Below are 17,726 nucleotides of genomic sequence, written 5' to 3'. Positions count from 1 at the left end.
CGTAGTCGTCGGGGCGGATCGGCTGCTCGGTAAACTTCCACCCTATTCATCGGATTCGGCGGAGCACTTGGTCAACAGTTACCCGGGATCGCGTTTGCGCGGTCGAGCACACGAGTGCGCGTCACTCGAGCGACTCATCGCTGTCGCGCGGTCGGGCCCCAGTCAGGTACTCGTCCTAAGGGGTGAAGCCGGAATCGGCAAGACCGCGCTCCTGGGGCACGCGATCGAACAGGCGCAGGGATTTCGCGTCGTTCGCACCGCGGGCGTCGAATCCGAGATGGAACTTGCGTTCGCGGGTTTGCAACATTTCTGTGTGCCGCTGTCGAACCACCGCGAGGCGTTGCCCGGCCCACAACGGGAGGCGCTCGACATCGCCTTCGGGGTAAGCAGCGGGCCTGCGCCCGACCGCTTTCTGATCGGGTTGGCGGTGCTGAGCCTGCTGGCTGCGGCGGCCGAACATCAGCCCCTGCTGTGTGTGGTCGACGACGCCCAGTGGCTCGACCGAGTCTCGTTGCAGACACTGGCCTTCGTCACCCGGCGATTGGCGGGCGAACCGGCAGCCGTGCTCTTCGCGGTGCGCGGCGGCACCGAGGATGAACTCACCGGACTGCCGGAGCTCATGGTGGGCGGCCTGCGGGCGCCCGACGCCGGCGCACTGCTGGACTCTGCGATTCCGGGGCTCCTCGATGACCGGGTACGCGACCGCATCGTGGCCGAGACACGGGGCAATCCACTTGCCCTGTTGGAGCTGCCCCGGGGTCTGAGCGCGGAGGAACTCGCGGGTGGATTCGGGTGGCCCGACGGCGGTCCCCTGGCCGGACATATCGAGCAGGCCTTTTTACGGCGGGTCCAGCAGCTGCCCGCCGAGACGCAAACGTTGCTCCTCACCGCGGCGACCGATTCCCTTGGCGATGCGGCGCTACTGGCGCGCGCATCCGAACGGCTTGGTATCTCGATGGATGCACTCGCACCCGCCGAGGCCGCCGATCTGATCAAGGTGGGCACGCGGGTCCGCTTTCGCCATCCATTGGTGCGGTCCGCCATCTACAGAAACGCGGAGCCGTTGGAGCGCAGGAGAATTCATGGCGCTCTGGCGAAGGCCACAGATCCGGCAACCGATCCGGATCGCCGCGCGTGGCATCGCGCACACGCTGCGGCGGGCACCGACGAAACGATCGCCACCGAACTTGAGCAGTCGGCCGGCCGTGCCGAGGCCAGAGGCGGCATTCTGGCGGCTGCAGCCTTTTTGCAACGAGCCACCGAATTCACCTCGGATCCGGTGCTCCGCGGGCTACGCGCGCTGGCCGCGGCCCAGGCAAAGCACGATGCGGCGGCCTACGACGCCTCCCGCGAGCTGCTCGCCATCGCAGACATGGCTCCCCTTGATCCGCTGGCGCGGGCACGAGCCGCACGGCTGCGTGCGAAGATCGCCTTCGCGGAAAGCCGGGTGTGCACGGACGGCTCCACGACGGTGTCCGACGCCGCCATCGGCCTGCTGGATGCCGCCAAGGGCTTGGAGAATCTGGACGACGACCTGGCCCGGGAAACCTATCTGGACGCGGTGGGGGCGGCGATGTACGGCGGCCGGCTCTGTCCGCGCGGTGGCGCGGTCGAGGTGGCCGAACCCGCACGGCTGGCACCGCCCGGGTTACAGCCTCCACGGCCGACTGATCTTCTGCTCGACGGCCTGGCGATGCGGATCACCGACGGCGCGGCGGCAAGTGCCCAGACGTTGCGCGATGCCCTCGATTTGATCCGCCGTGAGGCCGACCGTCCAGGCAACACGAGCTGGATGTGGCACGCGTTCCCCATTGCCCTCGAATCAGCCACACATGAGGTGTGGGACGACCAGATATGGCACCACCTGGCAACCCGCGCGGTACAAATCGCCCGTGACGTCGGCGCGCTGTCGGTTCTCCCGTCGGCACTGATCTATCGCGCCGGAGTGCACGTGCATGCCGGCGAGCTTGATGCGGCAGCAGAGCTTGTCCAGGAGGCCGACACCATCTCCGCAGCAACAGGCCACACACCGATCAGGTATCACTCGTTGGTCCTGGCGGCCTGGCGCGGAACGGAACCCGAGGCGGTACCACTCATCGACGCCGCCATGCGGGATGGCGCAGCCAGGGGCGAGGGGCGGCTGCTCGGCGCAATGGGTTATGCGGCAGGCGTCCTCAACAACGGCCTCGGTCGCTACGAGCTCGCGTTTCACGCGACGCGAAGGGCCTGCGAGCACGAGGATCTCGGGTTGTACTGCTGGTGCCTCACCGAACTGATCGAGGCGGCCGCACGCTGCGGCGAACATGACACCGCCGCCAAGGCGCTCGGCCAACTGGAAGAGCGGGCGCTGGCCGGTGATAGCGATTGGGCCGTTGGCATGGTGGCACGTTCCCGGGCGCTGCTCGCCGTCGACGATGACGCGGACGCCTGCTACCGCGAGGCCATCGAACGGCTTTCCAACACAAGGATTTCCGTCCACCTCGCCCGTGCGCACCTCATCTACGGAGAATGGTTACGCCGCTGCCATCGGCGAGCCGACGCCCGCACGGCACTCGCGGTGGCCCACGAAAGTTTCGTCGGTATGGGCGCCGAGGCTTTCGCCGAGAGGGCGCAGCGTGAGCTTCTCGCGACGGGCGCGAAAGTGCGGAAACGTTCCGCCAGTTCGTCTTCTGCCTCTGCCCAAGCACTGACGGCTCAGGAGGCACAGATCGCCCGGATGGCAGGTCAGGGTTTGACCAATCAGGAGATCGCCGCCCAGTTGTTCATCAGCTCTCACACCGTGGAATGGCATCTGAGGAAGGTGTTCGCCAAGCGCGGCATCACCTCACGCAGGCAGCTGCGCAACGGGCACTAGGCCGGAACTCGCCCACGTAGTTCGTTCGCGATCTTCTGCAGGGTGTCCTCGGTCTCGGGCGGGCCAGTGAGCATGGCGACCGCCAGGGTGTCGCGGGATCCGCCGGAAGCCGATGCGAAGGCGCATGTCATCGCGACGCGGACCACACGCATACCGTTTCCGAGGGTGCCCGTCATCCGGGCATACGACGTGACATCGTCGACCGGCTTCCAGGATTGCGCATCGACCGGCAGTTTCGCGCGCACCTTGTTCTGCGTGGATTGTCCGCACCCGTCTGCACACCGGCTCGACCCGATCCAGCCGGCCGCTCCCCCCTTGTTGGCTTCGTCCATGCACGTGACGCGCTTGTCCAGCGGTTTGTTATCGGTATGCAGGCACCCCCATCCCGCGGGCAGGTTGAAATCGAACGCTACGTAGGTGGGCATCGAGATGGGCTGAAGCTTCTCGCCCGGCCCATACGTCGCGCCGCCGAGCGGCCCCTGCGACCCGTTCGGAGGAGGAATCACCCCCGGGGTCGACACGGGAGGCACCGTCGCGCGACTCGACGCCATCGGGGACTCTCCCGGCGCCCTGATGGCCATGCCCGTGATGCTGCGCTGGGATCCAATGACGACGACGGCAACCACCAGCCCCACGACGAGGATGCCCAGAAACGCCGAAAGGACTATCCAGGGCACTCGACGCGGTGGTCGAGGCTCTGGATTGTCCAGTGGCGTACCGTAAGCCGCCCCCTGAGGTTGGATGTCGCCGGCGGGGCGGCTCCAGGGCTCCATTGTGGGGGTAATTAGCCCTTGCGAGCCTTCACGGCCTCGGTGAGCTGCGGTGCGACGTTGAACAGGTCACCCACCACACCGAAGTCGGCGATCTCGAAGATCGGGGCTTCCTCGTCCTTGTTGACCGCGACGATGGTCTTGGAGGTCTGCATACCGGCGCGGTGCTGGATGGCACCCGAGATGCCCAGCGCCACGTACAGCTGTGGCGACACCGTCTTGCCGGTCTGGCCCACCTGGAACTGACCCGGGTAGTACCCGGAGTCGACCGCCGCACGCGAGGCGCCGACAGCGGCACCCAGCGAATCGGCGAGCTCCTCGACCACACTGAACTTGTCAGCACTACCGACACCACGACCGCCGGACACGACGATGTTGGCCTCAGTGAGCTCCGGACGATCTCCACCGACCACGGGCTGGCGCGAGGTGACCTTGGTGGCGTTCTCGGCAGGCGCGGGCACCTCGACGGTGACCTGCTCGCCCGCACCGGCGGCCGGTGCGGCCTCGACGGCACCCGGACGCAGGGTGATGACCGGGGCGTCGCCATTGGCCTGGGCCTCGACGGAGAACGCGCCACCGAAGATCGAGTGCAGGGCCTTGCCGCCCTCGCGCACCTCGATGACATCGGTCAGCAGGCCCGAGCCCAGGCGTGCGGCCAGCCGACCGGCCACTTCCTTGCCCTCGGTGGTCGCGGCGATCAGGATGCCGGCGGGGCTTGCGGTCTCAGCGAGCGAGGCCAGCAGGTCGACCTTCGGAGTCACCAGGTAGTTGTCGACGACGTCGGACTCGGCGACGTAAATCTTGGCGGCGCCGGCCTCCTTGAGACCGTCGATCAGCGGCGCGGCGGTGCCGGCCGGACCAGCCACCACGGCCGAGGGCTCACCCAGGACGCGGGCAGCGGTGATGAGCTCGGCGCTCACCTTCTTCAGCGCACCCTCTGAATGCTCAACGAGCACAAGTACTTCAGCCATATCTGTGTTTTCTCTCTCGTCTCGTATGTGGGCAGTCTTAGATGATCTTTTGGCCAACCAGGAACTCGGCGACCTTGGTGCCGCCCTCGCCCTCGTCGGTGATCTTCTCGCCCGCGGTCTTGGCGGCCTTGGGGGTCGAGGACAGCACGGTCGAACCGGCGTTCGCGACACCCACCTCGTCGGCCTCAACCCCGATCTCAGCGAGGGTCAGTACGGCGACTTCCTTCTTCTTGGCGGCCATGATGCCCTTGAAGGAGGGGAAGCGAGGCTCGTTGATCTTCTCGGTGACGCTGACGATGGCCGGCAGAGTCGCCTCGACCTCGAAGACACCCTCATCTGTCTCGCGCTCGCCCTTGACGACGCCGCCCTCGACGGTCAGCTTGCGCAGGTGCGTCAGCTGCGGAAGACCCAGGTACTCGGCGATGATCGCGGGGATGGCGCCCGAACGGCCGTCGGTGGCCTCGTTACCGGCGATGACCAGCTCGACACCCTCGACCTGACCCAGCGCGCGGGCCAGGGCCCAGCCGGTCTGGATGGCATCGGACCCGTGCAGGCCCGGGTCGAGCAGGTGAACGGCCTTGTCGGCACCCATAGACAGAGCCTTGCGGATGGCCTCGGTGGCCTTTTCCGGACCTGCCGAGACGACGGTCACCACGGAGTCGCCACCCTCGCGCTCCTTGATGAGCAGCGCTTCCTCGACGGCACGCTCGTTGATCTCGTCGAGTACCGCGTCGGCGGCTTCCCGGTCGAGCGTGAAGTCACCGTCGGTGAGCTTGCGCTCTGACCAGGTGTCTGGGACCTGCTTGATCAGGACCGCGATGTTCGTCATAAGTCTCCGATCGTCCTTCCTCTTCGCTGTCTGCTAGCTATCTGCGTGGTAGTTCCGTGCGCGCCCGTACTACGCCGGTCGCACTGTCACGTTTCGTGACTAATCCGGCGAACAAAGTTACTCACGGGTAATATACGGAGTTCGCCCGTACACCATAACCGGTTCACTCCCGGTTTCCGGCCTGTGATCTGGGCCACCAGTATTAAGACACGGCGTTCACCCGATAGCCTGCCAAACAATGAACTCGCACCTGACCGACCCGCCCCCGGCTGACCGTCTTCGCGCAAGCGGCTCAGCAGCCGATGACCCGGACGCCCTGGCGCTGACCGGGGAGCGGACCGTGCCCGGGATCGCCGAGGAGAACTACTGGTTTCGTCGCCACGAAGTGGTGTACGAGCAGCTCAGCAGCCTCTGTGCGGGCCGCAGGGTGTTGGAGGCAGGCAGCGGTGAGGGCTACGGCGCCAACATGCTGGCGGGCGTGGCCGAGCACGTCATTGGGCTGGACTATGACGAGTCCGCGATCGCGCACGTCAAGACCCGCTATCCCCGCGTGGACATGCGCGCCGGAAACCTGACCGACCTGCCGCTCGTCGACGGCGCAGTGGATGTGGTGGTGAACTTCCAGGTCATCGAGCACCTATGGGATCAAGGCCAGTTCATTCGTGAGTGCGCGCGTGTGCTCAGCCCGGGCGGCTCGCTGCTGATCAGCACCCCGAATCGCATCACCTTCTCCCCCGGGCGCGATACCCCGCTAAACCCGTTCCACACCCGCGAGCTGAATGCCGCAGAGCTCACCGAACTCCTTGTGGACAACGGGTTTACGGTTAACGGTGTTTATGGTGTCTTTCACGGGCCACGGCTTCGTGAACTCGATGCCAAGTACGGCGGTTCGATCATCGACGCGCAGATCGAGCGCGCAGTCGCCGGCGCGCCGTGGCCGCAAGACCTGCTCGCAGACATCACGGGTTTGACCACCGAAGACTTTGAGATCGTCGACGCGGGGGAACGCGACATCGACCAGAGTCTGGATCTGGTTTCAATAGCGGTGATAGACCGGTGATCGCGTGACGGAGAATCGTGCTGTTCCAGGGTTATTTACCCTGGTGCTGCACACGCACCTACCGTGGCTCGCCAACCACGGGCGATGGCCCGTCGGCGAGGAATGGCTGTACCAATCCTGGTCGGCGTCGTACCTGCCGCTGTTCAAGGCACTACGGACGCTGGCGGCCGAGGGCCGGCAGAGCCTCGTCACCCTCGGCATCACCCCGGTGGTGGCCGCGCAGCTCGACGACCCACACTGCCTGACCGGGCTGCACAGCTGGCTGGCCAACTGGCGGCTGCGCGCCTTCGAGGCGGCCACCATCACAAGTACCGACGCGGAGCCCGGCACTGCTTCCAGCCCGGAGATGTTGCGAGCCTTTGGCGTTCGCGAGTACCGCAGTGCCACAGACGCTCTCGACGAATTCGACCGATACTGGCGCCATGGCGGCAGCGGCCCGTTACGCGGTCTCATCGACGCAAAGGCCATTGAGCTGCTCGGTGGTCCACTCGCGCATCCGTTCCAGCCACTGCTACACCCCCGGCTGCGCGAGTTCGCGCTGCGCGAGGGTTTGGCCGATGCCGCACAGCGTTTCGGGCATGCACCCACCGGCATCTGGGCGCCCGAATGTGCCTACGCCCCGGGCATGGAGGAGGGCTACGCGGCCGCCGGGGTCAACCACTTCATGGTGGACGGCCCGTCCCTTCAGGGCGATACCTCACTGGGACGCCCGGTGGGCGACTCCGACGTGGTCGCCTTCGGCCGCGATCTGACGGTGAGCTACCGCGTGTGGTCACCGAAGTCGGGGTATCCCGGCCATGCCGCATACCGCGACTTCCACACCTACGACCACGACACCGGCCTCAAGCCCGCCAGAGTCACCGGACGCAACGTGGCCCCGGAAGCCAAGGCGCCGTATGACCCCGAGCGCGCCGACGCCGCCATCGATGTCCATGTCCGCGACTTCGTGGATACGGTGCGCCAGCGCCTCATCGCCGAGTCCGACCGCATCGGGCGGCCCGCGCACGTCATCGCCGCCTTCGACACCGAACTGTTCGGCCATTGGTGGTACGAGGGGCCGATGTGGCTCGAACGTGTGCTAAGGGCCCTGCCCGAAGCCGGTATTCACGTGGGCACCCTGGAGCAGGCCCGCGAACGGGGCTACGTGGGCAAGCCCTTCGACCTACCTGCCAGCTCATGGGGTTCCGGTAAGGACTGGCACGTGTGGAACGGCGAGAAGGTGGCCGACCTCGTGCAGCTGAACACCGAGGTGGTCGACACCGCCCTCACCGCGGTGGACAAGGCCCTGGGTGAACAACCCGCACCGCATACCCGAAATCGGGTTGCCGACCAGATCCTGCGCGAGGCACTGCTGACCGTGTCCAGCGACTGGCCGTTCATGGTCAGTAAGGATTCGGCCGCCGACTATGCGCGCTACCGCGCCCATCTGCACGCACACGCCACCCGTGAGATTGCCGACGCACTGGCCGGCGGACGGCACGATGCGGCAATCCGGTTGGCGGACGGTTGGAACCGCGCGGACGGACTGTTCGGCGCGCTTGATGCTCGGAGGCTCCCGCGATGAAAACGATCTTCGCCCGAGAGGCTCATCGATGAAAATTCTGATGGTTTCGTGGGAGTACCCGCCCGTGGTCATCGGCGGGCTGGGCCGGCATGTGCACCACCTCTCGACCGAGCTGGCTGCGGCCGGACACGACGTGGTGGTGCTTACCCGTCGCCCCTCAGGCACAGACCCGGCAAGCCACCCGACCTCCGACGAGATTTCCGAAGGCGTCCGGGTGGTCGCGGCCGCCGAGGATCCACACGATTTCGATTTCGGCACCGACATGATGGCCTGGACGCTGGCGATGGGGCATGCGATGGTCCGCGCCGGACTGGCCTTGGCCCTCAAGGGGTCCGGCGATTGGCGCCCTGATGTGGTTCATGCCCACGACTGGCTGGTGGCTCACCCGGCGATCACCCTGGCCGAGCATTTCGACGTGCCGCTGGTGTCGACGCTGCACGCCACCGAGGCCGGGCGGCACAGCGGCTGGGTATCGGGACGCATCAGCCGGCAGGTGCATTCAGTGGAATGGTGGCTGGCGCGCGAATCGGACTCGCTGATCACGTGCTCGGCCTCGATGCTCGACGAAGTAAGCCGGTTGTTCGGGCCGGAACTGCCGCAGGTGCACGTCATTCGCAACGGAATTGATGTCACTCGTTGGGTGTTCGCTCCCCGACTGCCCTCCGGCGGGTCCGCGCCGGTGCTGCTTTTCGTCGGACGGCTCGAGTACGAGAAGGGCATCCACGACGCCATCGCGGCACTACCCAAGATTCGCCGCTCGCACCCCGGAACGGTATTGGCGGTCGCGGGTGATGGCACGCAACAGGATTGGCTACTCGAACAGGCACGCAAGCACAAGGTCGTCAAGTCGGTTCAGTTTCTCGGCAACCTGGACCACGAGGGACTGCTGCAATGGCTGCATCGCGCCGACGCCATCTTGTTGCCCAGCCACTACGAGCCATTCGGCATCGTGGCGCTGGAAGCCGCGGCCGCCGGCACTCCCCTGGTGACCTCAACCGTCGGCGGGCTCGGCGAAGCCGTCATCGACGGCGAGACCGGATTGTCCTTCACCCCGCGCGATGTGGCAGGCATCGCGGATGCGGTCAAACGCACCCTCGATGACCCCGTCGCTGCCGCCGAACGGGCCGTCGCGGCACGGGCTCGGCTCACCGCGGACTTCGACTGGGCCACCGTTGCCGATGAAACGGCTCAGGTGTACCTGGCTGCTAAGCGTCGTGAACGGGAACCACTGGGCCGCAGCGTTATCGTCGAGCGTCCACTGCCGGACCGGTAAACCAGCCATCCTCAAGCAACAGAAAGTGAGCCGCAGATGACGGCTGGTGCGGCGGCTCGCGTGGCGGAGCTGTTCGAGTCCGACCCCCAATTTCAGGCGGCCATCCCCGACCTGGAGGTGATGGATTCCCTGCTGGCGCCCGGCCTGCGGTTGTCGCAGGTGCTGCACGCGCTACTGACCGGCTACGCCGACCGGCCGGTCATGGGATTCCGGTCACGCGAATCGGTCGTAGACCCCACCACGGGCCGCACGGTCGATCGGCTGCTCCCTGCCTTCGAGACCATCACCTATGGAGAGCTCCGCGACAACATTTCGGCCATTCTCGCCGAGTGGCAGCACGGCCCCAACACCGTCGGCGCCGATGATTTCGTTGCCACCATCGGCTTCTCCAGCCCCGACTACGTCACCCTCGACCTTGCCACGCTCATGAATGGGTCGGTGTCGATTCCGCTGCAACACAACGCATCGGTGACCCAGCTGCGCATGATGCTCGAAGAGACCAGCCCCCGGCTGGTGGCGGCGAGCGCCGACAGTCTCGACTTCGCGGTGGAGGCAGCACTGGGGCTTGCGGATCTGCGGCGTGTGGTGGTGTTCGACTACCGGCCGGAGACCGATGATCATCGCGAGAAGCTCACCGCGGCAAGGGACCGTCTGCGGGCAGCCGGTATGGAGGTCGTCGTCGAGCCGCTCGCGGAGATTATCGCGAAGGGGCGGCAGCTGCCCGAGCCCGTGCTGTACACCGGCGGAGACGATCAGCGTACGGCGCTGATCATGTACACCTCCGGCAGTACCGGGGCGCCCAAGGGTGCGATGTTCACCGAGTGGACGGTGACCCGCTTCTGGTCCTCGGGTGCGGCCCCCAACCGGGACACCCCGATCATCAACGTCAATTTCCTGCCGCTCAACCACCTCGCGGGCCGGGTTGGGCTACTGACCGCCTTCATTCCCGGCGGCACGTGCTATTTCGTTCCGGAGAGCGATCTATCCACGCTCTTCGAGGATTGGCAGCTGGTGCGCCCCACTCACATGGGCGTGGTGCCGCGGGTGGTCGACATGCTCTTCCAGCATTACCAAACCCGTGTCGACGCACTCATGGCCGACGGAGCCGATGCCGCGTCTGCCGACCGCACCGCCAAAACCGAACTGCGCGAGCACGTTCTCGGTGGGCGTGTGATCGCGGGCATGCTCGCCACGGCGCCGCTGTCCCCCGAAATGAAGACCTTCCTGGAGTCCTCCCTCAACTTCCACCTACTCGATCTGTATGGCTTGACCGAGGTGGGCGGCGTGTTCCGGGACGGCAAGATCTCCCGTCCGCCGGTACTCGACTACAAACTCGTCGACGTCCCCGAGCTCGGGTACTACACCACCGATAAGCCCCATCCGCGTGGCGAATTGCTGGTCAAGAGCGCCACCGCGACGCCCGGCTATTACAAGCGCCCCGAGGTCACCGCCGAGGTATTCGATGCCGATGGCTATTACCGAACCGGCGACGTCATGGCGGAGATCGCGCCCGACGAGCTGGTGTACGTGGACAGGCGCAACAACGTCATCAAGCTCGCCCAGGGCGAGTTCGTCGCGGTCGCAAATCTGGAGACGGTGTACGTCGGCGCGCCGCTGGTTCGCCAGATCTTTGTCTACGGCAACAGTGAACGCGCATACCTGTTGGCGGTCATCGTGCCCACCGAAGAGACACTGCAGCGTTACACCAATTCGCCCATCGACATGAAGAACTCGATCCGGGAGTCGCTACAGCGGACCGCGCGCGCCAATCACCTGCACTCGTATGAACTTCCCGCCGACTTCATCATCGAGACCACCCCGTTCACCATCGAGAGCGGCATGCTCGCGGCCGTGGGCAAGCCGATACGCCCCAAGATGATCGAGCATTACGGCGATCGGCTTGAGCAGCTGTACGTCGACCTCGCCGAGGCCCGCGTCCAAGAGCTACGGCAGCTGCGCGATACCGCTCAGCGGCGACCGGTCATCGAGACCGTCACCGAGGCCGCCCAGGCACTGCTCGGCATGTCCTCGGACGCGGTGCGTCCCGACCACCACTTCATCGATCTCGGCGGAGACTCGCTGTCGGCGCTGACCTTTTCCAACCTGCTGCGCGATCTGTTCGACGTCGAAGTGCCTGTCGGTGTGATCACCGGCCCCTCGGCCGATCTGCGCAAGCTCGCCGTCTACATCGATGCCGCACGCGAAAGTAACACCGCCACCGCGGCCAGCGTGCACGGGTCGGATGCGACCGTCATCAACGCCAAGGAACTCACTCTCGACAAGTTCATCGACGCCGAGACGCTCAGCGGGGCCTCCACACTTCCCGCGCCGTCCGGCGTAGTGAAGACGGTTCTCCTCACCGGCGCCAACGGGTATCTCGGAAGGTTCCTCTGCCTGGAGTGGCTGCAACGGTTGGCACCGTCCGATGGGAAACTGATCTGTCTGGTCCGCGGTGATGACAACGACGACGCGCTGGCCCGTCTTGAGGACGCGTACGGCGACACTGATCAGGCACTGCTCGACGAATTCCGTGCGCTGGCTCAGCGACATCTGCGGGTGGTGGCCGCCGATATCGCCCAGCCTCGTCTCGGGGTAGATGACGCGACCTGGGAACAGTTGGCTCGCGAGGTCGACAAGATCGTCCATCCGGCCGCACTGGTGAACCATGTGCTCCCTTACAATCAGCTTTTCGGCCCCAATGTCTTTGGCACAGCAGAGATTATCCGCTTGGCACTAACCACGCGAATGAAGCCGGTGACCTACCTGTCGACGATGGCCGTCGCCATGGCGGTGCCCGACTTCGAGGAGGACGGGGATATCCGCACGGTGAGCCCGACCCGCCATATCGGCGCGGGTTACGCCAACGGTTATGCCAACAGCAAGTGGGCCGGGGAGGTGCTGCTGCGGGAGGCTCACGATTTGTGCGGCATGCCGGTCAGCGTCTTCCGCTCCGACATGATCCTCACCCACCGTCTGTACAGCGGTCAGCTCAACGTCACCGACGCCTTTACCCGCATGCTGTTGAGCCTCGTACTCACCGGAATCGCACCGCGCAGCTTCTACCAAGGAGGCGCCGACGGAGGCCGTCCACGCGCGCACTACGAAGGGCTGCCGGTAGATTTCGTCACCGAGGCGATCACCACTCTGGGTCTGGCCAACGCCGAGGGATTCCGGTCGTACGACGTTATGAACCCGCACGACGATGGCATATCCGTAGACACCTTCGTCGACTGGCTTATCGAAGACGGTCACACCATCGACATCATCGACGATTACGACGAATGGCTGTCTCGCTTCGAGACGGCGCTACGGAGCCTGCCCGACGAGCTACGACGCAGCTCGGTGCTCCCCCTGTTAGACGCCTATCGCGCGCCGGGTCACCCGCGGCGCGGCGCCGATACACCCACCGACATGTTCCGCAAAGCAGTGCGGGACTACAGGATCGGGACTGACGGCGACAGCGCCGACATTCCACATATCGACCGCGCGCTCATCGCCAAGTACATATCCGATCTACGCGCGCACGGGCTGCTTTGATCCCCCACTAGGACGCCCCAACGATCACGTCGCTGGGCCCCGGATCCGCACAGTTGGGGAATCACCGTGGTTCGATTCACGAAATCACCCGGGGCACCAATGCGGGGCCTAACTTCCCCAGCTGGCAATGAGTGCGTTGGCGGCGCGGATGCCGCCCCCAAGGAACGTTGCGGTCAACTCTGCCGCCATGGCCGAGTCCGCCCCCGAATCCAGCACCGCCTTCATGTTGGCCGAAACCACCGCCGCGATCATCGGCACACACGTCAGCGCGACTACGCGGGCCCTCTCATCGAGATAGGACGTGGTCGACGCCGCTTCAAGAAGTCCGCGGCGAATTGTTTCGTTGACGATGGCCTGTCCGCCGCGATGGCCGTTGGGGCTGTTCGGGTCCAGGAGCAACCGCAGGACATGGGGATGCTCGGCAACGTACGCATAGATGGGTGCAATTCGGAGACGGAAGGACTCGGTGGGGTCACCGGGGTCGTAGCTGTTCTCCACCGCCGCCCCGACCGCGTCCCACACCCGGGCGTACTCACGGTCGAAAAGCTTTTCCAGCAGCGCGTCCTTGTTGCCGAAATGGGCGTACAGAGTCTGTTTTGTCGTACCGGAGCCCTCGGCGATTTGCTCCATCGTGACCGACCCAAATCCCACCGCGGCAACCGTCGGAAGGGCCGCGTCCAGCAAGTCATCCGCGGTGTGTCGTCGCCCGTGTTTCTTTGTTTCGGATTTGGTAACAACAATTCCCAGATCAGCTTGACTCGACGGTCTGACTGTGCTGAACTCCACAGTGTGACTATAAGGTTCTACGACAGACATGCGGAGCGGTATGCGCAACGCGGTTTCCGACACCGGGACCAGACACCAGCCCTTTAGCGCACTCGTCGGCAGCTACCTATAGCACGATCAGATTCGCCCATTTGCTATTTGCATACTCAGTGCACGCAGTACGAACTAAATACAGATCGGGCCACCTTTACAATTTCGTATAGCTCCGGATCGGTTTCGGGCAGATCCTGACGCCATACAAGACAGGTCGCAATCGAGATTTCCAGATCACGAATCGGAAGCCATACTTCCCTTTTAGGAGCATATGCTTTAGCACTATTGAAAATGGACAAAGGTGCGAGCGTAAATCCGATGCCCAAGGCAATAAGCTGAGGACCGGACCCATGATCGGATCGCGCGGCAGACTGCAGAATTCCCGCTGCCCCCAGATCGAGCTCGAGTTGTTGACCGAATTCCGCCCCCACGTCGCCCGCGGGTCTCACATAGGTCATTTGGGATAATTCCGCAGCGGAAATTGATTGTCTGGATCCGTACTCGGACCTCGACAGCAGGGCGCCCACTTCTTCTTCATGGACCACCTCGCCCATGAGACCCATCGTGTCTAAGGGCTGCCGGATCAGTCCAAAAGCGAGCTCCCCGCGTCGGACTCCGACCAGAATATCGCTGGTCAACTGCGGTACAGCGGCGAACGCAGTCTCATCGACGCGCACTTCGATATCGATCAGCTTTTTACGCAGCTCAGGATGGAGAAGTGGGGGCACTCCACAAACAATCGAGCGCACAGAGTTCCATGCAGAGCGTTCCATGGCAAGCCTCGGAAGCTCGTCAAAGAGCGAGAGAATATGCCGCGCGACAGGAACCAGACGAGCACCGTCCTTGGTCAGTTCAACACGCCGGGTATCACGAATAAACAACCGTACCTGCAGCGCATTTTCCATATCGCGAATCCGTCTGCTCAGCGGCGGAAGTGACACACAAAGCGATTTGGCCGCCTGGGTAAAGCTCAATCTCTCTGCGACCGCGACAAAACACCTCAGGTCGTAGACATCTGGACGGCCGTGACTCACGTCGAAACAATATACGAGCGTTACCCAGTTTGAGTACTTCGCCGGGGCTGAATTGTTCCTGTTTCCGAAACACAGTGTTGCTGGATTGGAAATATTATCGCGGAGCGCGCCGCCAGGGCGCGTGATAACTTCAGCAGCCGAGACAATTAGCCACATAAGCGTAATTGGATTGGGCTGCAAGACAACAAGGGAGGGCTGATGCGCCACATTCGCTATATCTGTTGTTCACCAGGCGCGCACATTCCCCAGGCGGCGGTGCCTCGCTAGTGCAGTTGCTCGGTACGGCGGCCTCGGCGCGGATACAGCCTGAGTGCCAGCGCGGGGAACGAGCGTCAACCTTCCCCACTTTTTAGGGCATCTGAGTTCAGAACATTCGAGAAGGGTAAGAAATGACCGATACAGCAACTGATCTGGAAGATTCGCCGATTAAGCGTTTTGCAAAGAATGCCTGGCTCTACGTCCTCGGCCTGGGAGTTGCCGCCATCGCAACTGGCGCCATCGTCTTGGCATGGCCAGGGCAGACTCTGCTGGTTCTCGGCGTCTTCTTTGGAATCTACCTGCTGCTCAGCGGCCTGGTGGAGATCATCCTCGCGTTCGCACCGCACCTGCGGGGCTGGACCCGGTTCGTCAACGTCATCACGGGCATCCTGTCCATCGTCCTCGGCGTGATCTGCCTGCGCGATCAGCTGGAATCTGTTCTGCTCCTGGCAGTTTGGATCGGCGCAGGCTGGATCATCACCGGCATCGGGCGCATCGTGGCCGGCTTCGCCACACGGGCGCCGGGCAGCGGCTGGTCCGTATTACTCGGGGTTGTGCTCAGCCTGGGCGGCATCGTCCTGATCGTTTATCCCGCCGACTCGATCGCCACATTGGCGCTGGTCTCCGGAATCTGGCTCATTGCCATCGGCATCGCGCAGGTCATCGATGCCATTCAGCTCAAGCGCCGCACCGGCCAGGTCACGGACTTCATCGAAAGCCGCTTCGAGAACTAATCGGACACGCAACCCATCGAACTCACAGCTACCAGGAGAGTGCACGAGTAATGACATCTGTACCTATCCAGCGTGATCTGACTGCCGCGCCCGACATCTCGAGAGATTTCGCAAACCTGCTTGAGGGTCTGCAGTTGAACATCGCTGACACCGGCGGTCAAGTGACCTTCACTGGAGAGGACCCCATCCTCCCCAGCAATCATCGATTGGGCGCCATCATGTCCATGGGCATGATGGCACCCGCAGTCGCCACCCAGATCCTGTACCGCCTGCGGGGCGGACCAGCACAGGACCTTTCTGTCGATCTGCGGCGCGCGGTGGCCCACATCAATCCCACCTATAACTTCGCGCCGACTGTCGGCGGGTATGCGATGCTCCCCGCGGCCGCGACGGCAAACCCGTTCGGGTTCAGCATCTATCCCACCAAAGACGATCGGTGGTATCTGCCCACCGCGGTCTACCCCAAGGCTCTCCTGCAATGGCTGGGCCTCCTCAAATCCGGGTTCGACGCGAAGTCGGTGGGGCAGGCGATCAGTCAGTGGAATGCCCAGGATCTGGAGGATGCGGCCGGCGCGCAGGGCATGATCGGCGCGATGTGTCGGACTCCCGAGGAATGGTACGCACATCCGCAGGGCCAGTATCTGGCCCAGACGCCCATGATCGAAATCGTCAAGATCGGCGATTCAGATCCCGAGCTGCCCGCGCTGACCAATCCCAACCGTCCGCTGTCGGGCATCAAGGTGGCCGCCATGACACACGTCATCGCGGGCCCGGTCGTCGGACGTGTACTTGCCGAACAGGGTGCTCAGGTTCTCGACCTGTCCAACCCCGCCGTGGAATATGAGGCCCTGGTCGAGGACTGCCATCTCGGTGCCCGGTCCACATGGTCGGACCTGAACCAGCAGAAGTATCGGGATCAGGCCCTGCAGTTGATCAAGGGTGCCGATGTATTCGTCGAGAATTACCGCGGGCGCAAGATCGCGAACTTCGGATTCTCGCCGGAGGCGGTCGCGGACGCCAGGCCGGGAATCATCTATACGTCAGTCCGCGGCTTCGGCTGGGACGGGCCATGGATCGATCGCGGCGGCTTCGACATGGATGCCAACTGCGTCACGGGTTATACGACGCTGGAAGGGTCACCCGAGAAGCCGCTGCTGCCACCTACCGTGATCCTCAACGACTACCTGGCCGGGTACCTCACCAGTGCGGGAGTTCTTGCTGCACTGATACTCCGGGCAAAGCACGGTGGCAGCTACCACGTGCGGACGTCGTTGTCACGGTTCTCCATGTGGTACTCCGAGCTCGGTGTCTTCGACCCGGACTACGTCACCGAGTCACTCAAGAAGCCCGAACACCAGGCGATCTTGCCTGATGGTCTGGAGTTGAGTTCCGCCTTCGGAAGGCATGTGCGTCTGGAACCCGGCATCACCTATTCGAAGACACCCGGCCACTGGGAAGGCCTCGGGGGCTACCCGGTGGTTGGTCCGCAGGGCTCTTCCGATCCCGTCTGGGTCTAGTTCTCCACCAATTCACGAAATCCTCTACGAGTTAAGGAACAAACATGACACTGAAGAACCGTTTCAACGGCCTCGTTGACCGCGCGAAGCAGGGACAAGAACACCTAGAGGCCGCGCAGGGCAAGGCCAAGGCCGACCTTCAGCAGGACGTCGACGCTGCCAAGGCCAAGGCCAAGGCTCACCACGAAAACGTCGAGGCCAAGGTGGACTCCGCCGAGGATAAGGCCAGCTCCGCATGGTCAGACTTGAAAAACAGCTGGAACAGCCATGTTTCGAAGGTCAAGAGCGACTTCAGCGCCAAGGAAGCCAAGCTCGACGCCAAGCTCGCCGCGCAGGAAGCCGACCTCGCCGAGGACGATGCGTCCTACGCAATCGAGGTTGCGCTCTCGGCGATCGAAGAGGCCGAGGACGCCGTTCTCTACGCGATCTATGCCCGCAAGGCAGCAGACGACCTCGCCTAGACAGAGCCGCGGAGACGGCCAGAGCTTCCGGCTTTGGCCGTCTCC

13 protein-coding genes are annotated in these 17,726 nt (G+C 64.1%); 8 read left to right on the top strand and 5 right to left on the bottom strand.

Features of this window, described 5'->3' with window-relative positions:
• Positions 1-136 precede the first annotated feature (136 nt).
• Positions 137-2,854 carry a LuxR C-terminal-related transcriptional regulator gene (locus tag AC5Y5C_RS15145; RefSeq protein WP_499974557.1) on the top strand — a complete coding sequence of 906 codons (2,718 nt, stop codon included), beginning with the start codon at positions 137-139 and terminating at the stop codon, positions 2,852-2,854.
• Here the strand turns inward: AC5Y5C_RS15145 and AC5Y5C_RS15140 are convergent.
• The 3 genes from AC5Y5C_RS15140 to AC5Y5C_RS15130 form a co-directional block, all read right to left on the bottom strand.
• Positions 2,851-3,531 carry a hypothetical protein gene (locus AC5Y5C_RS15140; protein WP_499973548.1) on the bottom strand — a complete coding sequence of 227 codons (681 nt, stop codon included), beginning with the start codon at positions 3,529-3,531 and terminating at the stop codon, positions 2,851-2,853. The genes AC5Y5C_RS15145 and AC5Y5C_RS15140 overlap by 4 nt on opposite strands.
• A 107-nt stretch (positions 3,532-3,638) precedes the next feature.
• A complete protein-coding gene (locus AC5Y5C_RS15135) occupies positions 3,639-4,595 on the bottom strand; it encodes an electron transfer flavoprotein subunit alpha/FixB family protein (protein ID WP_499973546.1) in 957 nt (318 codons plus the stop codon).
• Positions 4,596-4,632: 37 nt separating this feature from the next.
• Positions 4,633-5,424, bottom strand: coding sequence for an electron transfer flavoprotein subunit beta/FixA family protein (locus AC5Y5C_RS15130; protein WP_499973544.1), 792 nt, complete (start codon positions 5,422-5,424; stop codon positions 4,633-4,635).
• Positions 5,425-5,662: 238 nt separating this feature from the next.
• Here AC5Y5C_RS15130 and AC5Y5C_RS15125 point away from each other — a divergent pair, with 238 nt between their 5' ends.
• The 4 genes from AC5Y5C_RS15125 to car are packed head-to-tail and all read left to right on the top strand — an operon-like array spanning position 5,663 to position 12,858.
• On the top strand, positions 5,663-6,484 hold the full coding sequence (locus AC5Y5C_RS15125) for a class I SAM-dependent methyltransferase (RefSeq protein WP_499973543.1): 822 nt from the start codon (positions 5,663-5,665) through the stop codon (positions 6,482-6,484).
• A gap of 4 nt (positions 6,485-6,488) precedes the next feature.
• On the top strand, positions 6,489-8,048 hold the full coding sequence (locus tag AC5Y5C_RS15120; protein WP_499973542.1) for a 1,4-alpha-glucan branching protein domain-containing protein: 1,560 nt from the start codon (positions 6,489-6,491) through the stop codon (positions 8,046-8,048).
• Between the two features lie 28 nt (positions 8,049-8,076).
• Positions 8,077-9,321: a glycosyltransferase family 4 protein gene (locus tag AC5Y5C_RS15115; protein ID WP_499973540.1), complete on the top strand. Its 1,245-nt coding sequence runs from the start codon at positions 8,077-8,079 to the stop codon at positions 9,319-9,321.
• Between the two features lie 36 nt (positions 9,322-9,357).
• On the top strand, positions 9,358-12,858 hold the full coding sequence (gene car, locus AC5Y5C_RS15110) for a carboxylic acid reductase (protein ID WP_499973538.1): 3,501 nt from the start codon (positions 9,358-9,360) through the stop codon (positions 12,856-12,858).
• A gap of 108 nt (positions 12,859-12,966) precedes the next feature.
• On the opposite strand, the gene AC5Y5C_RS15105 is transcribed toward car, so the two are convergent.
• Complete coding sequence (locus AC5Y5C_RS15105) at positions 12,967-13,644, bottom strand: TetR/AcrR family transcriptional regulator (protein WP_499973535.1); 678 nt, start codon at positions 13,642-13,644, stop codon at positions 12,967-12,969.
• A gap of 146 nt (positions 13,645-13,790) precedes the next feature.
• The gene (locus AC5Y5C_RS15100; protein ID WP_499973532.1) at positions 13,791-14,711 is read right to left on the bottom strand and encodes a LysR family transcriptional regulator; all 921 of its coding nucleotides are present in this window, start codon (positions 14,709-14,711) and stop codon (positions 13,791-13,793) included.
• 389 nt (positions 14,712-15,100) lie between these two features.
• Between AC5Y5C_RS15100 and AC5Y5C_RS15095 the strand changes: the two genes are divergently transcribed.
• Genes AC5Y5C_RS15095 through AC5Y5C_RS15085 form a run of 3 tightly spaced genes read left to right on the top strand, consistent with a single transcriptional unit; the run spans position 15,101 to position 17,681 of the window.
• Positions 15,101-15,703, top strand: a complete 603-nt coding sequence (locus tag AC5Y5C_RS15095; RefSeq protein WP_499973530.1) for an HdeD family acid-resistance protein — start codon at positions 15,101-15,103, stop codon at positions 15,701-15,703.
• A 50-nt stretch (positions 15,704-15,753) separates the two neighbouring features.
• Positions 15,754-17,220 (top strand): CoA transferase, encoded by a 1,467-nt coding sequence (locus tag AC5Y5C_RS15090; protein ID WP_499973528.1) that lies wholly within the window; start codon positions 15,754-15,756, stop codon positions 17,218-17,220.
• Positions 17,221-17,264: 44 nt separating this feature from the next.
• A complete protein-coding gene (locus tag AC5Y5C_RS15085; RefSeq protein ID WP_499973527.1) occupies positions 17,265-17,681 on the top strand; it encodes a hypothetical protein in 417 nt (138 codons plus the stop codon).
• Positions 17,682-17,726 lie beyond the last annotated feature (45 nt).

The organism is Mycobacterium sp. NGS15 (assembly GCF_059813245.1).
Note: the sequence above shows the minus strand (reverse complement) of the source record. Positions and strands in the feature narration are given on the sequence as shown.

What these genes read in the sequence shown, in the direction of transcription:
- AC5Y5C_RS15125 (WP_499973543.1), top strand. Translation starts at nt 5,663, where the DNA reads ATGAACTCGCACCTGACCGACCCGCCCCCGGCTGACCGTCTTCGCGCA.
- AC5Y5C_RS15115 (WP_499973540.1), top strand. Translation starts at nt 8,077, where the DNA reads ATGAAAATTCTGATGGTTTCGTGGGAGTACCCGCCCGTGGTCATCGGC.
- AC5Y5C_RS15130 (WP_499973544.1), bottom strand. Translation starts at nt 5,424, where the DNA reads ATGACGAACATCGCGGTCCTGATCAAGCAGGTCCCAGACACCTGGTCA.
- AC5Y5C_RS15135 (WP_499973546.1), bottom strand. Translation starts at nt 4,595, where the DNA reads ATGGCTGAAGTACTTGTGCTCGTTGAGCATTCAGAGGGTGCGCTGAAG.
- car (WP_499973538.1), top strand. Translation starts at nt 9,358, where the DNA reads ATGACGGCTGGTGCGGCGGCTCGCGTGGCGGAGCTGTTCGAGTCCGAC.
- AC5Y5C_RS15085 (WP_499973527.1), top strand. Translation starts at nt 17,265, where the DNA reads ATGACACTGAAGAACCGTTTCAACGGCCTCGTTGACCGCGCGAAGCAG.
- AC5Y5C_RS15095 (WP_499973530.1), top strand. Translation starts at nt 15,101, where the DNA reads ATGACCGATACAGCAACTGATCTGGAAGATTCGCCGATTAAGCGTTTT.
- AC5Y5C_RS15090 (WP_499973528.1), top strand. Translation starts at nt 15,754, where the DNA reads ATGACATCTGTACCTATCCAGCGTGATCTGACTGCCGCGCCCGACATC.